This is a genomic window from Ideonella flava, from assembly GCF_051857595.1.
Classification (GTDB): domain Bacteria; phylum Pseudomonadota; class Gammaproteobacteria; order Burkholderiales; family Burkholderiaceae_C; genus Ideonella.
In genome coordinates, this window is sequence record NZ_JBPZHD010000007.1 from 103,083 (window position 1) to 118,671 (window position 15,589).

Below are 15,589 nucleotides of genomic sequence, written 5' to 3' on the forward strand. Positions count from 1 at the left end.
AATAGAATCACGCCATGGCGTCGGACGGCATCAACCTCACCAACCAGTTCCTGATCGCCATGCCCGGCATGGCCGACGACACCTTCTCGGGAACGGTGGTCTACCTGTGCGAGCACAGCGAGAAGGGTGCCCTCGGCCTGGTCATCAACAAGCCGATCGACATCACCCTGGCCAACCTGTTCGAGAAGGTCGATCTCAGCCTCGAGGGCAGCGACCTGGCCGAGCAACCGGTCTACTTCGGCGGCCCGGTGCAGACCGAGCGCGGCTTCGTGCTGCACGAGCCGCAGGGCGGCGACGGCCAGTCCTTCAGCTCGACCCTGCAGGTGCCGGGGGGCCTGGAGATGACCACCAGCAAGGATGTCCTCGAGGCGATGTCGCACGGCCAGGGGCCGCGGCGGGTGCTGGTCACGCTGGGCTACAGCGGCTGGTCCGCCGGCCAGCTGGAAGACGAGATCGGCCGCAACGGCTGGCTCACGGTGGCCGCGCAACCGGACGTCATCTTCGACACGCCAGTCGACCAGCGCTACGAGCGCGCGCTGGGCCTGCTGGGGATCGACCCGCGCATGCTCTCGCAAGAGGCGGGTCACGCGTGAGCGCGGCGGGCGCCGCTCCAGCCCAATCCTTCCTGGCTTTCGATTTCGGCATCAAGCGGGTGGGCGTGGCCACGGGTTCCATCGTGCTGCGTCTGGCCCAGCCACTGAAGACCATTGCGGCGCAGGGCGATGCCCGTTTCGCCGCCATCCGCGCGCTGATCGAAGAATGGCGGCCTGATGCGCTGGTGGTGGGCGTGCCCTTCCATCCGGATGGGGCCGAACACGACAATACGCACCGCGCGCGGCGCTTCGCACGCCAGCTGCAGGGCCGCTTCAACCTGCCGGTGCACGAGGTCGACGAACGCTACACCACCACCGAGGCGCTGGCTGCGGGGGCCGCCGATGCGGATGCGGCCGCCGCCGCGCTCATCCTCGACCAGTACTTCCGGGAGAACCCATGACCACCTTGCTGCTCGACGCCGAGGCGCTGTACTCCGAGCTGCGCGAAGGCGTCCGGCCCTTGCTGAAGGCCGATACCTCGCTCGTCGGCGTCTGGTCCGGCGGTGCGTGGCTCGCCGAGCGCCTGCAAGCCGACCTGAGCCTGCCCGGCGCGCACGGAGTGATCTCCAGCACCCTGCACCGCGACGATTTCGGCGAGCGCGGCCTCGCCACCGGCACCGATGCCACGCACCTGCCGTTCGCCATCGACGGGCGCCACCTCCTGCTCATCGACGACGTGCTCTACACGGGCCGAACGATCCGCGCGGTGATCAACGAGCTGTTCGACTTCGGTCGGCCGGCGAGCGTGCAGCTGGCGGTGCTGGTCGACCGGGGCGGACGCCAGCTGCCGATCGCCGCAGCCTACGCCGCCGCTCGTGTCGCGCTGCCCGCCACGCAACGCCTGTCGCTCGCCCGCGAGGCCAGCGGCCGCTTCACCTTCTCAGTCAAGGACGATCGCTGATGCTTTCGCGCCGCAATCCGCAGCTCAACCGCCATGGCGAGCTGATCCACCTGCTGTCGATCGAGGGCCTGCCCCAGGCCGTGCTGACCCACATCCTCGACACCGCCGAGACCTTTCTCTCCGTCAACGAGCGCGAGGTCAAGAAGGTGCCGTTGCTGCGCGGCAAGAGCGTGTTCAACCTGTTCTTCGAGAACTCCACGCGCACCCGCACCACCTTCGAGATTGCGGCCAAGCGCCTGTCGGCCGACGTCATCAACCTGGACATCGCCCGCTCGTCCACGGCCAAGGGCGAAAGCCTGCTCGACACCATCGCCAATCTTTCGGCGATGCACGCCGACATGTTCGTCGTGCGGCACAGCGAGTCCGGCGCGCCCTACCTGATCGCCCAGCACTGCGCGCCGCACGTGCACGTGGTCAATGCCGGCGACGGGCGCCACGCGCACCCGACGCAAGGCCTGCTGGACATGTACACCATCCGGCACTTCAAGAAGGACTTCAGCCAGCTCACGGTCGCGATCGTCGGCGACATCGTGCACTCGCGGGTGGCCCGCTCCGACATCCACGCGCTCACCACGCTGGGGGTGCCAGAGATCCGCGCGGTCGGGCCGAAGACGCTGGTGCCGGGCGACCTGTCGGCGATGGGCGTGCGCGTCTGCCACGACATGGCCGAGGGCATCCGCGGGGCGGACGTGATCATCATGCTGCGCCTGCAGAACGAGCGCATGAGCGGCGCGATGCTGCCTTCGGCCGGCGAGTTCTTCAAGAACTACGGCCTCACCGACGAAAAGCTGGCGCTCGCCAAGCCCGATGCCATCGTGATGCACCCGGGCCCGATCAACCGCGGCGTCGAGATCGACTCTTCGGTGGCCGACGGCACCCACAGCGTGATCCTGCCGCAGGTCACCTTCGGCATAGCGGTGCGCATGGCGGTCATGTCGATCATTGCCGGCAACGAGGCATGAGGAATGGTGCCCCCACGCCCCCTTCCGGGGGCTGCCCCCGAGGGGGCTCGCGCAGCGGACCGGCGAAGCCGGATCCGCGCACGCCACTTGGAGAGAGCGGCGCTGCGCGCGCTCGTCGGGGGGGCGGAGTGTGGCGGACAGAGGCCCGCGCAGGCGGTTTGGGGAAGGCGGCGCTGCGCGCGCCTGATTTGGTTGAGTGGGTGAAATGAAGATTCTCATTTCGAACGGTCGGGTGATCGACCCGGCCTCGGGACGCGACGAGCAGGCCGACGTCGCGGTGGCTGCGGGGCGCATCGTGGCCATCGGCAAGGTGCCGGCCACGTTCGATTCGGTGCGCACCATAGATGCCAGTGGCTGCATCGTGGCGCCAGGGCTGGTGGATCTGGCCGCGCGCCTGCGCGAGCCGGGGCATGAGCACGAGGGGATGCTCGAGTCGGAGCTGAACGCGGCGGCCGCCGGTGGCGTGACCAGTCTCGTTTGCCCGCCGGACACCGATCCTGCGCTGGACGAACCGGGCCTGGTGGACATGCTCAAGTTCCGCGCCCGCAAGCTGAGCCTGTGCCGGCTGTTCCCGCTCGGGGCGCTCACCCGCGGCCTGGCCGGCGAGGTCCTGACCGAGATGGCCGAGCTGACCGAGAGCGGCTGCGTCGGCTTCTCGCAGGCGGAGGTGCCGATCCGGGACACGATGGTGCTGTGGCGGGCGATGCAGTACGCGTCGACCTACGGCTACACCGTCTGGCTGCGGCCGCAGGACGGCTGCCTGGGCAAGGGCGTCGCCGCCAGCGGGGCCGTGGCCACGCGGCTGGGCCTGTCCGGCGTGCCCGTCGCCGCAGAGACCATCGCCTTGCACACCATCTTCGAGTTGATGCGCACCACCGGCGCGCGGGTGCACCTGTGCCGCTTGTCCAGCGCCGCCGGCGTCGAGCTCGTGCGCCAGGCCAAGGCCGAGGGCCTGAGGGTGACGGCTGACGTGAGCATCAATTCGCTGCACCTGACGGACGTCGACATCGGCTTCTTCAACTCGGCCATGCGACTGTCGCCGCCGCTGCGCCAGGGCAAGGACCGGGACGCGCTGCGTGCGGGCCTGGCCGACGGCACGATCGACGCGCTGGTGTCCGATCACACGCCGGTCGATGCCGACGACAAGACCTTGCCCTTTGGCGAGGCCGAGCCGGGCGCGACCGGGCTGGAGCTGTTGCTCAGCCTGGCGCTCAAGTGGGGCAGTGAAGCTGGCCTGGATGTGTCCGCGTCGCTGGCCCGGGTGACCAGTGCGCCGGTGGCGGTGCTGGGCGATGCGCTCGGTTCGCTGGCGGGCAGTGCGGGTCGCCTGGTCGAAGGCGGGGTGGCCGATGTCTGCGTGTTCGACCCGCGGGCGACCTGGAGCGTCAAGCCGGCCGAGCTGAAGAGCCAGGGCAAGCACACGCCCTTCGATTTCGCCGCGACCGGCACGGCGCTTCCGGGCCGGGTCAAGGCCACGCTGGTGGCCGGCACGGTGGCCTACCAGCTCAACGGCGAGCGGTGATCCGGACGGTGGGACGCACAGGCGTCGGCCTTTGGCGCCTGTCGCGTGGCGTCTTGCACCTGCTGCACGGCATGGCCATCGTCGCGCTCAGTTTTCCATCGCTCGATGCCGCCGAGCGGGCGCGCCATGTGCAGTGGTGGAGCGAGAAGGCCCTGCGCCTGTTCGGCATCAGGTTCGAGGTCGAAGGCAAGCCTCGGCTCGGCGCCGCCTTGCTCGTGTCCAACCATGTGTCATGGCTCGACATCGTGGTGATCCATGCGGCCTGTCCGCATGCGCGCTTCGTCTCGAAGGCCGACGTGCTGCGCTGGCCTTTGCTGGGCTGGCTGATCCGATCGGTGGGTACGCTGTTCATCGAGCGTGAGCGCAAGCGCGACGCGTTGCGCGTGGTGCACGAGGTGGGCGCGGCGCTGGGCCGCGGCGAGACTGTCGCCGTCTTTCCCGAGGGCACGACGGGCGCCGGCGCGACCGTGCTGCCCTTTCATGCAAACCTGCTTCAGGCGGCGATCGCAGGCCACGTGCCGGTGCAAGCGGTGGCCCTGCGCTACCACGAGCCGGGCCGGCGCTTTTCGAGCTCCGCGCCCTACATCAACCAGATGACGCTGGTGTCCAGCATCTGGCGCGTGGTGACGGCGCGGAGGCTGGGCGTCAAGGTCCGCTTCATTCTTTCTGAGGGGAGCACCCACGCCGACCGGCGCCTGCTGGCCGCGCACCTGCGGGAAGAGATCCAGCAGGCGCTCGGCGAAGGGCCCTAGGCGCCCTTGCCCTGGCTGGCCACTGCGGCGGCCGCCTTGGCAGCGGCTTCGGCGTCGCCGAGGTAGTAGCTCTTGATCGGCTTCAGGTCCGCATCCAGTTCGTAGACCAGCGGGATGCCGTTGGGGATGTTCAGGCCGACGATGTCGGCATCGCTGATGCCGTCGAGGTACTTCACCAGCGCCCGGATGGAGTTGCCGTGCGCTGCGATGAGCAGACGCTGGCCGCTGCGGATGGCGGGGGCGAGCACCTCGTTCCAGCACGGCATGACGCGGGCCACCGTGTCCTTCAGGCACTCGGTCAGCGGAATCTGCTCCGGCGCGAGCGCCGCATAGCGGACGTCCTGGCGCTGGCCACGCGGGTCGTCGGCGCCCAGCGGCGGCGGCGGGGTGTCGTAGCTGCGACGCCAGATCAGCACCTGCTCGTCACCGTACTGCCTGGCCATGTCGCCCTTGTTCAGGCCCTGCAGGCCGCCGTAGTGGCGTTCGTTCAGGCGCCAGTCCTTGACCACCGGCAGCCAGGTGCGGTCCAGCGTGTCCAGGCAGTGCCAGAGTGTCCAGATGGCGCGCTTGAGAACCGAGGTGTAGGCCACGTCGAACTCGTAGCCTTCGGCCTTGAGCAGGGCGCCCGCGGAGCGGGCCTGCGACACGCCGGTGTCGGTCAGTTCGACGTCCGTCCAGCCGGTGAATCGGTTTTCGAGGTTCCAGGTCGATTCGCCGTGGCGGATGAGCACGAGCTTGTACATGGGTGTGGGCGAGGACTGCGCGAAGTGGTGCAAAGCCGCAAATTCTATAATCCGCCCCCTTTGTCCAAACCTTGCGTGCAGGTGTCGTGCTGAGCTTCCTGATCGAGAACTGGGTTCCCGCCTTGATGGCCCTCGTGTCCGGCGCGATGCTGTTGTGGCCCGCGCTGCAGCGGGGCGCGCAGGGCGCGGCGATTTCGCCCACCGAGGCGGTACGCCTCATCAACCGCGAGAAGGCCGTCGTGATCGACGTCTGCGAGCCGGGGGAATACGCCGCGGGGCATGTGTCGGGCGCTCGCAGTGTTCCGCTGGCCACCCTGCAGGAGGCGAAGGGCCTGCCGAGCAACAAGGCCTTGCCGCTGATCGTGGTTTGCGCTTCGGGCGCGCGCGCAACGCGCGCCGTGGGGGTGCTGCGCAAGGCGGGCTATGCCAATGCCCAGGCCCTCGCGGGTGGTCTCAAGGCCTGGCGCGAAGCCAACCTGCCGGTCGAGTCAGGCGGCAAGGGCGCCTGAGGCCCAAGGCCTCGGCCCTAGCAAATTCGGCTCGCCGACGGCTGGCGCCTGTGACTTATGACCCGCTGACCCCGGGGGCATCGGGACGCTGGCGGCGCCGGTGCAGGCGGATTGCGACAATCCGGCCCGTCTTCTTCGAGCCGTGGTTGTCGCGATGAGCAAGGTGGTGATGTACACGACGCAGGTCTGTCCGTACTGCGTGCGGGCCAAGGCCCTTCTGAAGCAGCGCGGCGTGGGCAGCATCGACGAGATCCGCGTCGACATGGATCCTTCGGCCCGCAGCCGGATGGTCGAGCTCACCGGCCGCCGCACCGTGCCGCAGATCTTCATCGGCGAGACCCACGTGGGCGGTTGCGATGACCTCTTCGCCCTCGACCAGCGTGGGGGGCTCGTGCCCTTGCTCCATCCCGCCTGACGCATAATCGCTGGCTGCAGCCCGCACCATCCTCGGTTGCGGGCTTTGTCGTTTCCGACTCCCCATCTTCCGAAAGCTCCACCATGGCCGAGCAAGACCAGACCCCCGTGTTCCAGCTGCAGCGCATGTACCTGAAGGACCTGTCGCTGGAGCAGCCCAACTCGCCGCAGATCCTGCTGGAGCAGCAGCAGCCGCAGGTCGACATCCAGCTGCAGATGTCGGCCGAGGGCGTCACCGAAGGGCTGTTCGAGGTGTCGGTGATGGCCACCGTGACCACCAAGGTCGCTGACAAGACGCTGTTCCTGGTCGAGGCCAAGCAGGCCGGCATCTTCGAGATCCGCAACCTGCCTGCCGATCAGCTGCAAGGCGTGCTGGGTGTCGTCTGCCCGCAGATGATCTACCCGTATCTGCGCGCCATCGTGTCGGATGTCTGCACGCGTGCAGGCTTCCCGCCGATCCTGCTGGCCGAGGTCAACTTCCAGGCCATGTACGAAGCGCAGCAGCAGGCCCAGGCCGGCAACGGCGCGGGCGAAGTGTCGATCAACTGATTCGTCACCCCTGACCATGCTCGCGCGCAGATGAAGCTGGCTTTCCTCGGCGCCGGCGCCTGGGGCACGGCGCTGGCGATGGCCGCCGCGCGCCGGCACGAGGTGCTGCTCTGGGCGCGTGATGCGCAGCAGGCCGCCACCATGGCGGCCGAGCGATGCAACCGCCGTTATCTGCCCGAGCAGCGCTGGCCGGATGGCCTGGCCGTCACGGCGGACTTCGACCTGGCCATGGCCCACGGCCTCGGCGGGCTGATCGTCGTCGCCACGCCCATGGCGGCGCTGCGCGAAACCCTCGCGAGATTGCCCCGTCAGGCGCGCGTGGTGTGGCTGTGCAAGGGCTTCGAGGCCGGCACGGGATTGCTGGGCCATGAAGTGGCCGCGGCGGTCCTGCCCGGCGCGGCCGCCGGCGTGCTGTCCGGGCCCAGTTTCGCCCAGGAGGTGGCGGCCGGCTTGCCCACGGCGCTGGTGGCGGCGAGCAATGAGCCGGCCCTGTCCATGCAGCTTGTGGAGGCCTTTCACCACGGCACGTTGCGCATCTACACCTCCACCGATCCGGTCGGCGTCGAGGTCGGCGGCGCAGTGAAGAACGTGCTCGCCATCGCCACGGGCATTTCCGATGGCCTGGGGCTGGGCATGAATGCCCGCGCTGCACTCGTCACGCGCGGGCTGGCCGAGATGACACGCTTCGGCGTCCGGCTCGGCGCGCAGGTCGAGACGTTCATGGGCCTGGCGGGCCTGGGCGACCTGGTGCTCACTGCCACCGGCGATCTCTCGCGCAATCGCCGCCTCGGGCTGCTGCTCGCGCAAGGCGAGACGACCGAAGGCGGCCTGTCGCAACTGGGCCACGTGGCCGAGGGCGCCTACAGCCTCGCCACGGTGATCGAGCGCTCCCGCGCGTTGAAGGTCGACATGCCGGTGGCCGAGGCCGTGCATGCGGTGGTCAGCGGGGCCGCCACTCCACGCGCGGCCGTCGAGCAGCTGCTGCAGCGCGATCCCCGCGCCGAGGCCTGATCCGTCAGCCGGCGCCGGCGAAATCGCAGCGGCGCCAGGCCTCGAACACCGCCACCGCCACCGCATTGCTCAGGTTCAGGCTGCGCTGGCCAGGCCGCATCGGCAGGCGCACGCGCTGCGGATCGGGGAAGCGCTCGCGCAACTCGGGCGGGAGCCCGGCGGTCTCGCAGCCGAAGACCAGCGTGTCGCCAGGGCGCCAGTCGATGTCGGTGTGGCGCCGTTGCGCGTGCGTCGTGAAGGCGAAGAAGCGCTCGTGCATCGGGGGTGCCGGGCTCGCGGCCTGCATGAACGCTTGCCAGTCGGCGTGGCGGCGCACCGGGGCGTACTCGTGATAATCCAGGCCCGCGCGACGCAGCAGCTTGTCGTCCATCGAGAAGCCCAACGGCTCGATGAGATGCAGTTCGCAGCCCGTGTTGGCAGCCAGCCGGATCACATTGCCGGTGTTGGGTGGAATCTCGGGATGCACGAGGACGATGCGGAACATGGCGGCATTGTCCCCGTGGTGGTCGGCCTTTCGGCGCCGCCTTCAGTCGCTGCTTCGTTCCGTGCGGGCGAGCACCCACAACTGCACCGACCTCGCGCCGGCCTCGAGCAGGGCGCGTGTTGCCTCGTGGGCCGTCGTGCCGGTGGTCATCACGTCGTCCACCAGGGCTACGCAGCGGCCTCGCACTGCGGCCCGTGCGTCTGCGCCGCCCGGCATGAAGGCGCCACGCAGGTTGGCATCCCGATGCGCTCGGTCGAGATGGACCTGGTGCGGCGTCTCGCGCAGGCGATGCAGCAAGTCATGCCGAGCCGTTCGCCCGCGTGCCCGCGCCACGCGCCGGGCAATTTCCCAGGCCTGGTTGTAGCCCCGCTCGCGCAGGCGGGCGGCGGCCAGCGGCACGGCCGTGACCAGTTCGACCTCGTCCGCCTCGGCCGGCAGTGCCGTGGCCAGTTGACGGGCCAACGGTGCGGCCCACTCCAGTGCCTGGCGAAACTTGAAGGCCGCGATGGCGTCGTCCCAGGGGAACGCGTAGTCGAAGGCGACGAAGGCCCGTTCGAAAAGCGGTGGTCTTCGAATGCACGTCCCGCACAGCGTGACGCCTACAGGAACGCGCAGCGCGCACCTCATGCAACGTGTCGCCACCGACGCGAAGCGGCCCGCGCAATCCGCGCAGACGCCGGCGGGACGGGTCCAGCCGCCGCAGATGCCACAGGGTGCCGGCAAGTTCCACGAGCGATCGGTCCGCATGCCGCCTCAATATACTGCCCATCGATGATGGCCGATGCTCCGACGCCCGCCGCGGCCTCCCCTGCCCCCAGTGCCGTGCGGTTCGATGCCCATGCCGCTCGTCGCGCACTGGAACGCCTGGCGCGGCAGCCCCAGCCGCCTTGGCTGCACCTGGAGGCCGCTCGTCGCATGGGCGAGAGGCTGGAGTGGATCCGGCATCAGCCGGAGGTCGTGCTGGACTGGTCAGGTGCCGCCGGCGTGAACACGGCATTGCTGTCTGCCGCCTATCCGAGGGCTGAGCAGCTGGTGTGGCGCGAAGGTGCCATGACGTCGGCCGCCGCGGCGCCATGGTGGCGGCGATGGACCCTCGGCGGCGGCGCGCCACGGTCAGTCGAATCCGGCGGCATCCAGCCCGGCGAGGCGGGGCTGGTGTGGTCGAACATGCGCCTGCACTTCGAGCGCGACCCGCTGCCGATGATGCAGGCCTGGCACCGTGCGCTGGCGCCTGGCGCCTTCCTGATGTTCTCCACGCTCGGGCCGGGCAGCCTGTCCCTGCTGCGCGAGCTCTACGCCGCCAGCGGCTGGGGCGAGGCTCACGCGCCTTTCGTCGACATGCACGACCTGGGCGACATGCTCGTCGCGAGCGGCTTTGCCGAGCCGGTGATGGACCAGGAGACCTTGAGCCTGAACTATGCCTCCCCCGATGCGCTGCTGGCCGAACTTCGCGGGCTGGGCGTGAATGCTGCACCGGGCCGCTACCCGGGTCTTCGCACGCCGCGGTGGAAGGCAGGCTTGCTGGAGCAGTTGCAGGCCCGGGCGGACCGCGAAGGGCGCCTCGTGCTGCAGCTGGAACTCGTCTATGGCCACGCCTTCCGCGGTGCCGATACCGGCCCGAAGGTCGAGGCGCAGACGCAGATCGCGCTGGACGACATGAAATCGATGCTGCGCAAGCCGGGGCGTCGCCAATAGCGTCGGATAGAATTCTCAGGTTAACGTGAATCAGTTAGCGCGCATGTTGATCTCCGTCACGGCAGTGTCGTGTGAACCCCGACCCCGCCGCGTCCTGGTCTGCAACCTGCGCGTCGTGCGCAATCTGGCAAGGCGCCTGGGCCCGCAGCGGCTTCGGGCGCCTCGGTTTGTGGAGCCCGCTCAGGCTGTCTGAGCGATCGCACCCGGCCCGCCTGGCCTGCGGCAACGTGAACGGGCACCGTGCGCCTCGGCTTGGCCCCGCCTCGTTGGCAGGGCCCGGATCGATGGTGGTTTGGGTTTGGAACTGAAGTGACGACGACGATGAAGACGACAACAAAGCTTTGCAAGGGCTTCGCGCAAGGCGCACTCGCGCTGGCGGCAGGCCTGGCATCGACGGCGGCGCTGGCGGTCAAGGACCTGCCCGGGGGCCCGGCGGTCAACCAGATCGACCTGCACCCGCCGGTCACTCGCATCGCCAGCGACGTGCAGACGCTTCACAACTGGATCCTGATCATCTGCGTCGTGATCTTCGTCGCCGTCTTCGGCGTGATGTTCTGGTCGATCCTGCGGCACCGGAAGTCCCGCGGCAGCAAGTCCGCGAACTTCCACGAAAGCGTCGCGGTCGAAATCGCGTGGACCATCGTGCCGTTCATCATCGTCACCGGCATGGGCTTCGCCGCCACCCGGACGGTGGTTGCGCAGAAGGACACCACCAACGCCGACATCACCATCAAGGCCACCGGCTACCAGTGGAAGTGGGGCTACGAGTACCTGAAGGGCGAGGGCGCCGGCATCTCCTTCCTGTCCACGCTCGACGTGAGCCAGCGAGAGCAGTCGGATGCCGGCCAGCCGCAAGGCGACGATTACCTGCTGCGCGTCGACAACCCGCTCGTGGTGCCGGTCAACCAGAAGGTGCGCGTCATCACCACCGCTGCCGACGTCATCCACGCCTGGATGGTGCCGGCCTTCGCGGTCAAGCAAGATGCCATCCCGGGTTTCGTGCGCGACACCTGGTTCCGTGCCGAGAAGCCGGGCGACTACTACGGGCAATGCGCCGAGCTTTGCGGCAAGGAGCACGCCTACATGCCGATCCACGTGAAGGTGCTGTCCCAGCAGGACTACGCCGCCTGGGTCGCTGGCGAGCAGAAGAAGATCGCGGCCAAGGCCGACGATCCGAACAAGGTGTGGACCCAGCCCGACCTGGTCGCCCGCGGCGAGAAGGTCTATGCCGCCAACTGCGCCGTCTGCCACAAGCCCGACGGCAAGGGCGCCGGCCCGATCAAGGCGCTGGACGGCTCGCCGAAGGTGCTCGATGCGGACAAGACGGTCCAGGTCAAGGTCGTGCTGAACGGCCAGAACAACGGCGCCATGCCGCCGTGGAAGGGCGTGCTGTCCGACACCGACATCGCCGCCGTCGTGACCTACACCAAGAACACCTGGAGCAACCACACCGGCCAGACGGTGCAGCCTTCGGAAGTGGTGGCGGCCCGCCAGTGAGACCGTCGGTGAGCTCGTCAGCGAGCCATCGCGCAGCGTAGAGACAAGGAAGACCTCATGAGCGCAGTTCTCGACCATCCCGCCGGCGGCCACGCGCACGACGACCACGACCACGGCCATCCGCACGGCTGGCGGCGCTGGCTGTTCGCGACGAACCACAAGGACATCGGCACGATGTACCTGTTGTTCTCGTTCACGATGCTGATGATCGGCGGCATCCTGGCGCTGTGCATCCGCCTGGAGCTGTTCAAGCCGGGCCTGCAGTTCTTCAACCCGGAGCTGTTCAACTCGTTCACCACGATGCACGGGCTGATCATGGTGTTCGGGGCGATCATGCCGGCCTTCGTCGGCTTCGCGAACTGGATGATCCCGCTGCAGATCGGCGCGTCGGACATGGCCTTCGCGCGGATGAACAACCTGAGCTTCTGGCTGCTGATCCCGGCGGCCATCATGCTGGCCGGTTCGTTCTTCATGCCCGGAGGCGCCCCCGCCGCGGGCTGGACGCTCTACGCGCCGCTGACGCTGCAGATGGGCCCGTCGATGGACGCCGGCATCTTCGCGATGCACATCATGGGCGCGTCGTCGATCATGGGCTCGATCAACATCATCGTCACGATCCTGAACATGCGTGCGCCGGGCATGACGCTGATGAAGATGCCGCTGTTCGCCTGGACCTGGCTGATCACCGCCTACCTGCTGATCGCGGTGATGCCCGTGCTGGCCGGCGCGATCACGATGACGCTGACCGACCGCCACTTCGGCACCAGCTTCTTCAACCCCGCCGGCGGCGGCGACCCGGTGATGTACCAGCACATCTTCTGGTTCTTCGGGCACCCCGAGGTCTACATCATGATCCTGCCGGCGTTCGGCATCGTGAGCGCGATCATCCCGGCCTTCGCTCGCAAGAAGCTGTTCGGCTACACCTCCATGGTGTACGCGACCGCGTCGATCGCGATCCTGTCGTTCATCGTGTGGGCGCACCACATGTACACCACCGGCATGCCGGTGACCGGCCAGCTGTTCTTCATGTACGCGACCATGCTGATCGCGGTGCCCACGGGCGTGAAGATCTTCAACTGGGTGGCGACGATGTGGCGCGGCTCGATGACCTTCGAGACACCGATGCTGTGGGCCGTGGGCTTCATCTTCGTGTTCTCGATGGGCGGCTTCACCGGCCTGATCCTGTCGATGGCTCCGGTCGACCAGCAGTTGCAGGACACCTACTACGTCGTGGCCCACTTCCACTACGTGCTGGTGGCCGGTTCGCTGTACGCGCTGTTCGCCGGCGTGTACTACTGGGGGCCGAAGTGGACGGGCGTCATGTATTCCGAGACGCGCGGCAAGATCCATTTCTGGGGTTCGTTGATCTTCTTCAACGTGACCTTCTTCCCGATGCACTTCCTGGGCCTGGCCGGCATGCCTCGTCGCTATGCCGACTACCCGATGCAGTTCGCCGACTTCAACATGATCGCGTCGCTCGGCGCCTTCGGTTTCGGCCTGATGCAGGTGTACTTCTTCGTCTTCGTGGTCGTGCCGATGATGCGCGGGCAGGGCGCGCCGGCACCGCAGAAGCCCTGGGAAGGCGCCGAGGGCCTGGAGTGGGAAGTGCCGTCTCCGGCGCCCTTCCACACCTTCGAGAACCCGCCCAAGCTGGACGCCTCGGCAACCCGGGTGATCGGCTGACGACCATGGCCCGCCAGACGCCCGAACAGCAAAGCGCCAACCGCCGCCTGGCCTGGATCCTGGCGTCGGTTGCGCTGGTGCTCGGCATCGGTTTCGTGGCCAAGGTGGTGCTGTTCGGTCGCTGAGCGGCAGCCGACAAGCACCAGGGGCATGACGGATGAAGTTCAACTGGCCCTCGGCACTGGCACGGCGGGACCATCGTCAGATGGTCGCCAAGCTGCTGGTCGTCGTGGTGGCCATGTCGGCCTTCGGTTATGCCCTGGTGCCGATGTACAAGCACATCTGCGAGGCGCTGGGCATCAACGTGCTGAGCCTGGGCGAGAACGGCGGCAAGCGAGAGCGGCCGGCGAACACGCAGATCGACACTTCGCGAAGCATCACGGTGGAGTTCGACGCCAACGCCCGGGGCCCATGGGATTTCCGGCCCGCAGTGGCCTCCGTGCAGGTCCACCCGGGGGAACTCGCGACGGTGATGTACGAGTTCCGCAACCGCCAGGACCGGACCATGGCCGCGCAGGCCATCGCCAGCTATGCGCCGCACCAGGCGGCGGCCCACTTCAACAAGCTGGAGTGTTTCTGCTTCAACGAGTACACGCTGAAGCCCGGTGAGGCCCGCGAGTGGCCGGTCGTCTTCTACGTCGACCCGAAGCTGCCGAAGGACGTCACCACCATCACGCTGTCCTATACCTTCTTCGAGGTGGGCGGCAAGGTGCCTCCGGCGCCTTCCACCAACGCCGCGGCGCCCGCGCCGGCGGGGGGGGCGAAGTCATGAGCGAACAGCGTCCGCCGGAAGAGCAGGGCGATGGCCTGCGTGCCGCGGCCGCACGCAAGGGCTCGTTGCTCGGCACCCTGCGCGCCGTCGCCTGGTCATTCCTGGGCATCCGCAAGGGCAGGGGCTACGAGCAGGACGTCAGCCAGCTGAACCCGGTACACGTCATCGTCGCCGGTGTCATAGGCGCGGTGATCTTCGTGCTGGTGCTGGTCGTCCTGGTCAAATGGATAGTCGGCAGCGGCGTCGCCACCTGAAACACAACACGCGCAACATTCGGTTCGAGGAGCACACCACATGTCCGCAGCGAGCAACCACGGGGCGACGCCCTACTACTTCGTGCCCGCCCCGTCGCGCCACCCGGCCACGGCCGCGCTCGGCCTTTTCTTCGTCATCCTCGGCGCGGGACAGTGGGTCAACGGCCACACCTGGGGCGCCTATTCGCTGCTGGCCGGCCTGGTGATCTGGCTGGGAACGCTGTTCTTCTGGTTCAAGGAGGCGATCGGCGAGAGCGAAGGCGGCCAGTACTCGCAGCGCATAGACATCTCGTTCCGCTGGAGCATGAGCTGGTTCATCTTCTCGGAGGTGATGTTCTTCGCCGCCTTCTTCGGCGCGCTGTTCTGGGCCCGCATCTACTCGGTGCCTTCGCTGGGCAGCCTGGAGAACCAGCTGCTGTGGCCTGACTTCAAGGCCGTCTGGCCCAGCGTGGCCGCGGGTGCCACCGCGTCGCCGGCCGGCACGGTCGCGCCCTTCAACACCATGGGTCCGTGGCCCATCCCGACGCTGAACACGGCCATCCTGCTCACCTCCGGCGCGACGCTGACCATCGCCCACCACGCCTTGATCGCGGCCCAGCGCTCCAAGGCCGTGTTCTGGATGTGGATCACGGTGCTGCTGGGCATCACTTTCCTCGGCTTCCAGGCCTACGAGTACATCCATGCCTATCACGAGCTGGGCCTCAAGCTCACCTCGGGCATCTACGGTTCGACCTTCTTCATGCTGACCGGCTTCCACGGCTTCCACGTGTTCGTCGGCATGCTGATGCTGCTGTTCATCACGCTGCGCCTGGCCAAGGGCCACTTCACGCCGACTCGGCACTTCGGCTTCGAAGGGGCAGCCTGGTACTGGCACTTCGTCGACGTGGTCTGGCTGGGCCTGTACATCGTGGTGTACTGGCTTTGAGCCAAGCAGGCGCGTTGCGCCGGCCGTGAAGTGCGAAGCGCCGCTGACCGCGGCGCTTTGTGTTTGGGCAGGCGGCGCGCGCTACTTCAAGGGCACGCCGGAAGGCTGGATCCAGCCCAGTGAATAGGCCAGCAGGATGAGCAGGAACAGGCCGATGGACAAGCCCACGCGCAGGGCGAGTGCGCGGGCCATGCGCCTGTCGCGGCGGGCCGGGTCGTCGTCTGCCGATTCGATGCGCCCACGGCGCAGCATGAAAAGTCCGGCGCTTGCGAGCGCCCCGACGATGGCCAGCAGCGCGATCACGATGAGCACCTTCATGGCCA

The 15,589-nt window shown here is 68.1% G+C and carries 21 protein-coding genes; 17 read left to right on the forward strand and 4 right to left on the reverse strand.

Annotation, left to right across the window (positions count from 1 at the left end):
- Positions 1-14 precede the first annotated feature (14 nt).
- The 6 genes from ACS5PM_RS16330 (at position 15) to ACS5PM_RS16355 (ending at position 4,730) form a co-directional block, all read left to right on the forward strand.
- The gene (locus tag ACS5PM_RS16330) at positions 15-593 is read left to right on the forward strand and encodes a YqgE/AlgH family protein (RefSeq protein WP_439388715.1); all 579 of its coding nucleotides are present in this window, start codon (positions 15-17) and stop codon (positions 591-593) included.
- Positions 590-994 (forward strand): Holliday junction resolvase RuvX, encoded by a 405-nt coding sequence (ruvX, locus tag ACS5PM_RS16335; RefSeq protein WP_439388716.1) that lies wholly within the window; start codon positions 590-592, stop codon positions 992-994. The genes ACS5PM_RS16330 and ruvX overlap by 4 nt, the downstream gene beginning before the upstream one ends.
- Complete coding sequence (pyrR, locus tag ACS5PM_RS16340; protein WP_439388717.1) at positions 991-1,494, forward strand: bifunctional pyr operon transcriptional regulator/uracil phosphoribosyltransferase PyrR; 504 nt, start codon at positions 991-993, stop codon at positions 1,492-1,494. The genes ruvX and pyrR overlap by 4 nt, the downstream gene beginning before the upstream one ends.
- Positions 1,494-2,456: an aspartate carbamoyltransferase catalytic subunit gene (locus tag ACS5PM_RS16345; protein ID WP_439388718.1), complete on the forward strand. Its 963-nt coding sequence runs from the start codon at positions 1,494-1,496 to the stop codon at positions 2,454-2,456. Before pyrR ends, ACS5PM_RS16345 begins: the two co-directional genes overlap by 1 nt.
- A gap of 205 nt (positions 2,457-2,661) precedes the next feature.
- Positions 2,662-3,978, forward strand: a complete 1,317-nt coding sequence (locus tag ACS5PM_RS16350) for a dihydroorotase (RefSeq protein WP_439388719.1) — start codon at positions 2,662-2,664, stop codon at positions 3,976-3,978.
- Positions 3,979-3,986: 8 nt separating this feature from the next.
- On the forward strand, positions 3,987-4,730 hold the full coding sequence (locus tag ACS5PM_RS16355; protein ID WP_439388720.1) for a lysophospholipid acyltransferase family protein: 744 nt from the start codon (positions 3,987-3,989) through the stop codon (positions 4,728-4,730).
- On the opposite strand, the gene gpmA is transcribed toward ACS5PM_RS16355, so the two are convergent.
- Positions 4,727-5,473, reverse strand: coding sequence for a 2,3-diphosphoglycerate-dependent phosphoglycerate mutase (gene gpmA / locus ACS5PM_RS16360; RefSeq protein WP_439388721.1), 747 nt, complete (start codon positions 5,471-5,473; stop codon positions 4,727-4,729). The genes ACS5PM_RS16355 and gpmA overlap by 4 nt on opposite strands.
- Positions 5,474-5,562: 89 nt before the next feature.
- Here gpmA and ACS5PM_RS16365 point away from each other — a divergent pair, with 89 nt between their 5' ends.
- From ACS5PM_RS16365 to ACS5PM_RS16380, 4 genes are all read left to right on the forward strand, one after another.
- On the forward strand, positions 5,563-5,982 hold the full coding sequence (locus ACS5PM_RS16365; RefSeq protein WP_439389015.1) for a rhodanese-like domain-containing protein: 420 nt from the start codon (positions 5,563-5,565) through the stop codon (positions 5,980-5,982).
- 154 nt (positions 5,983-6,136) lie between these two features.
- Entirely contained in the window at positions 6,137-6,397 is a 261-nt protein-coding gene (gene grxC / locus ACS5PM_RS16370) for a glutaredoxin 3 (protein ID WP_439388722.1), read from the forward strand.
- Positions 6,398-6,480: 83 nt separating this feature from the next.
- Positions 6,481-6,945, forward strand: a complete 465-nt coding sequence (gene secB / locus ACS5PM_RS16375; RefSeq protein WP_439388723.1) for a protein-export chaperone SecB — start codon at positions 6,481-6,483, stop codon at positions 6,943-6,945.
- A 30-nt stretch (positions 6,946-6,975) separates the two neighbouring features.
- Positions 6,976-7,956, forward strand: a complete 981-nt coding sequence (locus tag ACS5PM_RS16380) for an NAD(P)H-dependent glycerol-3-phosphate dehydrogenase (RefSeq protein ID WP_439388724.1) — start codon at positions 6,976-6,978, stop codon at positions 7,954-7,956.
- A 4-nt stretch (positions 7,957-7,960) separates the two neighbouring features.
- Here ACS5PM_RS16380 and ACS5PM_RS16385 read toward each other — a convergent pair whose 3' ends face one another.
- Both ACS5PM_RS16385 and ACS5PM_RS16390 read right to left on the reverse strand, forming a co-directional pair.
- Entirely contained in the window at positions 7,961-8,440 is a 480-nt protein-coding gene (locus ACS5PM_RS16385) for a tRNA (cytidine(34)-2'-O)-methyltransferase (RefSeq protein WP_439388725.1), read from the reverse strand.
- A 42-nt stretch (positions 8,441-8,482) separates the two neighbouring features.
- Positions 8,483-9,067, reverse strand: coding sequence for a ComF family protein (locus ACS5PM_RS16390; protein WP_439388726.1), 585 nt, complete (start codon positions 9,065-9,067; stop codon positions 8,483-8,485).
- 147 nt (positions 9,068-9,214) lie between these two features.
- On the opposite strand from ACS5PM_RS16390, the gene ACS5PM_RS16395 reads away from it, so the two are divergent.
- The 7 genes from ACS5PM_RS16395 (at position 9,215) to ACS5PM_RS16425 (ending at position 15,266) form a co-directional block, all read left to right on the forward strand.
- Positions 9,215-10,135, forward strand: a complete 921-nt coding sequence (locus ACS5PM_RS16395; protein WP_439388727.1) for a biotin synthase — start codon at positions 9,215-9,217, stop codon at positions 10,133-10,135.
- A gap of 321 nt (positions 10,136-10,456) precedes the next feature.
- Positions 10,457-11,632 carry a cytochrome c oxidase subunit II gene (gene coxB, locus ACS5PM_RS16400; RefSeq protein WP_439388728.1) on the forward strand — a complete coding sequence of 392 codons (1,176 nt, stop codon included), beginning with the start codon at positions 10,457-10,459 and terminating at the stop codon, positions 11,630-11,632.
- 57 nt (positions 11,633-11,689) lie between these two features.
- Positions 11,690-13,315: a cytochrome c oxidase subunit I gene (ctaD, locus tag ACS5PM_RS16405; RefSeq protein WP_439388729.1), complete on the forward strand. Its 1,626-nt coding sequence runs from the start codon at positions 11,690-11,692 to the stop codon at positions 13,313-13,315.
- A gap of 5 nt (positions 13,316-13,320) precedes the next feature.
- On the forward strand, positions 13,321-13,440 hold the full coding sequence (locus ACS5PM_RS16410; RefSeq protein ID WP_439388730.1) for a cytochrome oxidase small assembly protein: 120 nt from the start codon (positions 13,321-13,323) through the stop codon (positions 13,438-13,440).
- A gap of 32 nt (positions 13,441-13,472) precedes the next feature.
- Positions 13,473-14,087, forward strand: coding sequence for a cytochrome c oxidase assembly protein (locus ACS5PM_RS16415; protein WP_439388731.1), 615 nt, complete (start codon positions 13,473-13,475; stop codon positions 14,085-14,087).
- The gene (locus ACS5PM_RS16420) at positions 14,084-14,341 is read left to right on the forward strand and encodes a DUF2970 domain-containing protein (RefSeq protein WP_439388732.1); all 258 of its coding nucleotides are present in this window, start codon (positions 14,084-14,086) and stop codon (positions 14,339-14,341) included. The genes ACS5PM_RS16415 and ACS5PM_RS16420 overlap by 4 nt, the downstream gene beginning before the upstream one ends.
- Before the next feature lie 40 nt (positions 14,342-14,381).
- Entirely contained in the window at positions 14,382-15,266 is an 885-nt protein-coding gene (locus ACS5PM_RS16425; protein ID WP_439388733.1) for a cytochrome c oxidase subunit 3, read from the forward strand.
- Positions 15,267-15,347: 81 nt separating this feature from the next.
- Here the strand turns inward: ACS5PM_RS16425 and ACS5PM_RS16430 are convergent, their stop codons facing one another.
- Positions 15,348-15,584, reverse strand: a complete 237-nt coding sequence (locus tag ACS5PM_RS16430) for a twin transmembrane helix small protein (RefSeq protein WP_439388734.1) — start codon at positions 15,582-15,584, stop codon at positions 15,348-15,350.
- Positions 15,585-15,589 lie beyond the last annotated feature (5 nt).